The following is a 3,629-nucleotide window of genomic DNA, read 5'->3' as shown; positions in this document are numbered from 1 at the left end:
TACAACACTGCAACATCACGGATGTTGCACTCCATGGAATATAAAAAATTAACAAAACCTTCACAAAAATGAATCGTATAAAAAAATGCTTCCAACTCCTTTATAATATATCCAACAAATTTCCAGAATATTTAGTGTCCATCCGTAAACTCGCATTTTTGCAATGATTCTCCGAATGTGATTCGACGCAGATAAACACTGATTATGCTGATAAACCCCTGTTGAATATAAAATACAAAGCATTCAACGGGGCAGGCGCTAATGTTACACTTTTTACAAAAAAATTTTATCTTGCGAAAATCCACTTTTTCAGTGTTCATCTGCGTCGAATCCCTACTTTACGGACAGACTCTATTCAGCTAAGAAGTTTAGAAAATTTGACACAAAATTACGGGGAAACAATTTGACGTATCGGAGTAATTAATATGAATATTGTTAAACATAAAACAGGTTGGATCGAAGTTATTTGCGGTAGCATGTTCAGCGGCAAAACCGAAGAACTTATCCGTCGGTTGCGTCGGGCAGAGATTGCTAAGCAGAAAATTCAGATATTCAAACCGGAAATTGATACACGCTATAGCGAGCAACATATTGTCTCGCATAACAAATCCAAACTTACTTCAATTACAGTGAATTCTTCAGAAGATTTAGCAGCGCAAATTAAAGATGAAACTGAAGTAATTGGAATTGATGAAGCACAATTTTTTGATAATGAGCTGGTTCACTTATGCAACAGACTTGCTTGCGAAGGCAAACGGGTAATCGTTGCCGGTTTGGATCAGGACTATCTTGGCAGACCATTCGAACCCATTCCGCAATTACTGGCAGAAGCGGAATATATCACAAAAACACTGGCAATTTGCCAACGATGTGGAAATCCAGCCAATAGAACTCAACGCTTGATTAAAAGCGACAAAGAAATACTTGTGGGAGAACAGGAAATCTACGAAGCTCGTTGTAGAGATTGTTTTGACCCCGAACTTGCAAAGGAATAACAATGGCATTACTTAACCTTATCTATTGGGCTTTGGGATTATATGTTTGGCTCATATTTATTCGAGCAATAATTTCTTGGTTCAATCCCAATTATTCTCAACCTATTATAATACTTTTGATGAAAGTTACAGAGCCGGTACTTGAACCTATCCGCAGGGGAATACGAAATCTATTCCCAAATAGCAGACTTCGCATAGACATTTCTCCTCTGATCGTCATTTTTATTATTGAAATTATCCGCAGTCAGATAGTTAAAATGATAATACAATAAAATGAGGCTATATGGAAATACACATTTCACCTTCGGAAATTAAAGAGAAAGAGTTCCCATCCGGTTTAGGTGGATACAAAAAATCCGAAGTTACAATATTTTTGGATGAAGTTGCCGCTCAATCCGAAGCAATGATTGTAGAGATCAAGGAACTCAAAAATCATATTGCAAGACAGGATAAAGAACTCGAAAAATTAGATGAACAAAAAGATTTGTTAAAAAGGACATTACTTCTCGCTGAAAAACTCAAAGACGAGGTGCTTATTAATGCGAAGAGAGAAGCGAAAAATATAATAGCAGATGCGGAAATAACTTCCAAACAAAAAATAAAAAAAGCTAAAGATTTCTTAAGTATTTTGGAGCATGATTATATTAATCTAAAAGAGCAGAAGAATCAATTCGTGCAAAATTTTAAAGCCAAAATCAATGTTATGCTGGAAAATCTGGAGAATACCGATAAAACAGACAAAACACCTGAATCTGAAAATTCGTTTTCCGAAAATGAAAAAAGCATTTCAACTGAAGATTCGCATTTGGGAGAAAAAAAAAATGGAATTGAAGAAACGACTTAATCAAAGCGTAAAATTTATCAGCGAAGAATTTCCCGCAAAGATTGACACGGCGATTATTCTCGGCACAGGATTAAATAAAACGCTTTCTTCTTTATCTCCTGAAACCGAAATTCTCTATAAAGATATCCCTCATCTTAAGACACCCACAGCACCTTCGCATAAAGGGACGCTTATTATCGCAAAGCATAAAAACCAAAATGTCGCCATAATGCGGGGTAGATTGCATTGCTATGAAGGTTATTCCGCTCAGGATGTTACTTATCCGATTTATTTACTTAAAGAACTCGGAGCAAAAAATCTAATAATCACAAATGCAGCTGGCTCGTTAAATAAAAATTTTCAACCCGGAAGTCTAATTTTAATTCAAGACCATATTAATCTTACCGGCAAAAATCCTTTAATCGGACCAAACGATGCCCGGTTAGGCACCAGATTCCCAAGTATGCATAATGCATACAATAAAAAATATATTGAGATTATCAAACTAATTGCAAAAGAACAAAAAATTCAAATATCAGAGGGAATTTATGCGGGATTGATCGGGCCGAACCTCGAAACAAAAGCAGAATGCCGCATGCTTCAAAGAATGGGAGCGGATATGGTGGGAATGTCCACTGTCCTCGAAGTGATTGCCGGAGTTTATTTGAATCTAAAAATTCTTGGAATTTCCTCAATTACAAATATGTCGAATTTATTTCACTCCAACACACATAAACAATCAGATATCGAACACTATGCCAAAAAATCTCAAGAGAATCTGAATAATTTAATTTCAGAATTTCTAAATCAAATTTAACACAGGAGAAAACAATGACTGAAAATGATCTTAACCACTACAAAGAAATATTACTGAATGATCGTCAAAGAATTGTTAAATCTATCGAAGATATTGATAGGAGTCTCAGTAAATCAATTAGAGATTCCGCAGGTGATATTTCTGCATATTCAACTCATCTTGCTGATCTCGGTTCTGATTCGGATGAAAGAGAAAAAGAAACTCACATCTTGGAAAGAGAACTGATAAATCTCAAAAGAGTTGATCGAGCACTTAAAATGATTTTTACTAAAACCTATGGGATTTGCACTTATTGTGGAAAACAAATTTCAGACAAACGGCTTAAAGCAGTGCCATATACAGATCTCTGTATAGATTGTAAACGTAAAGAAGAGGGGTTTCAAAATCACAACGTTAGATAATAAAATTTTCCACTTACGCAAATTCTTTATCTTCTTTATTCTATTTTTAACCCTTGACCAAGTATCAAAAATACTGGTGAGAAGTTTTTGTGATCCGGGAAAATCATATAGTATCATTGGTAATTTTTTCCGGATTTCTTTTGTAGAAAACCCGGGAGCTGTTTTTGGTATTTCTATCGGATCGAATTCCATTAATAAAATCATTTTTACTTCCGTATCATTTATTGCAATCGGTTTCCTGATCTACCTATTTAGCAAGTCTGATCATCCGGCTGCTAAGTTTGGTTTCACTCTCATCTTAAGTGGTGCGGTTGGCAATCTCATTGACCGCATTACTTTCGGAAAAGTTACTGATTTCCTTGACTTCGATTTCCCTGATTTTTTAGTTAGGCGATGGTACACATTTAATATTGCCGACTCATGCATTGTGGTTGGCGTTATTATCTTAATAATATTTTATACATTTTTTGAAAATAATGAAAAGCATAAAAATAATCTGTCTTAAGGAGAAAAATTATGTATCTCGCTCCAATGAATTATGATCTGTTTTTTACCAGGATTTTCAGGCATCTAAAAATTTCAAAAAAATTCTT

6 protein-coding genes are annotated in these 3,629 nt (G+C 34.9%); all 6 read left to right on the top strand.

What is annotated here, in order from left to right; translation table 11 throughout:
- Positions 1-425: 425 nt before the first annotated feature.
- The 6 genes from U9P79_05160 to lspA are packed head-to-tail and all read left to right on the top strand — an operon-like array spanning position 426 to position 3,541.
- A complete protein-coding gene (locus U9P79_05160; protein ID MEA2104017.1) occupies positions 426-995 on the top strand; it encodes a thymidine kinase in 570 nt (189 codons plus the stop codon).
- Between the two features lie 2 nt (positions 996-997).
- On the top strand, positions 998-1,267 hold the full coding sequence (locus tag U9P79_05155; GenBank protein MEA2104016.1) for a YggT family protein: 270 nt from the start codon (positions 998-1,000) through the stop codon (positions 1,265-1,267).
- An 11-nt stretch (positions 1,268-1,278) separates the two neighbouring features.
- Complete coding sequence (locus tag U9P79_05150) at positions 1,279-1,839, top strand: DivIVA domain-containing protein (protein MEA2104015.1); 561 nt, start codon at positions 1,279-1,281, stop codon at positions 1,837-1,839.
- Positions 1,817-2,635 carry a purine-nucleoside phosphorylase gene (locus U9P79_05145; GenBank protein ID MEA2104014.1) on the top strand — a complete coding sequence of 273 codons (819 nt, stop codon included), beginning with the start codon at positions 1,817-1,819 and terminating at the stop codon, positions 2,633-2,635. Before U9P79_05150 ends, U9P79_05145 begins: the two co-directional genes overlap by 23 nt.
- 14 nt (positions 2,636-2,649) lie before the next feature.
- Entirely contained in the window at positions 2,650-3,036 is a 387-nt protein-coding gene (locus tag U9P79_05140; GenBank protein ID MEA2104013.1) for a TraR/DksA C4-type zinc finger protein, read from the top strand.
- Positions 2,990-3,541: a signal peptidase II gene (gene lspA / locus U9P79_05135; protein ID MEA2104012.1), complete on the top strand. Its 552-nt coding sequence runs from the start codon at positions 2,990-2,992 to the stop codon at positions 3,539-3,541. The genes U9P79_05140 and lspA overlap by 47 nt, the downstream gene beginning before the upstream one ends.
- Positions 3,542-3,629 lie beyond the last annotated feature (88 nt).

It is taken from the genome of Candidatus Cloacimonadota bacterium (genome assembly GCA_034661015.1).
Classification (GTDB): Bacteria; Cloacimonadota; Cloacimonadia; order JGIOTU-2; family JGIOTU-2; genus JAYEKN01.
The sequence above is the reverse complement of the archived record's forward strand: the minus strand, read 5'-3'. Positions and strand labels throughout refer to the sequence as shown.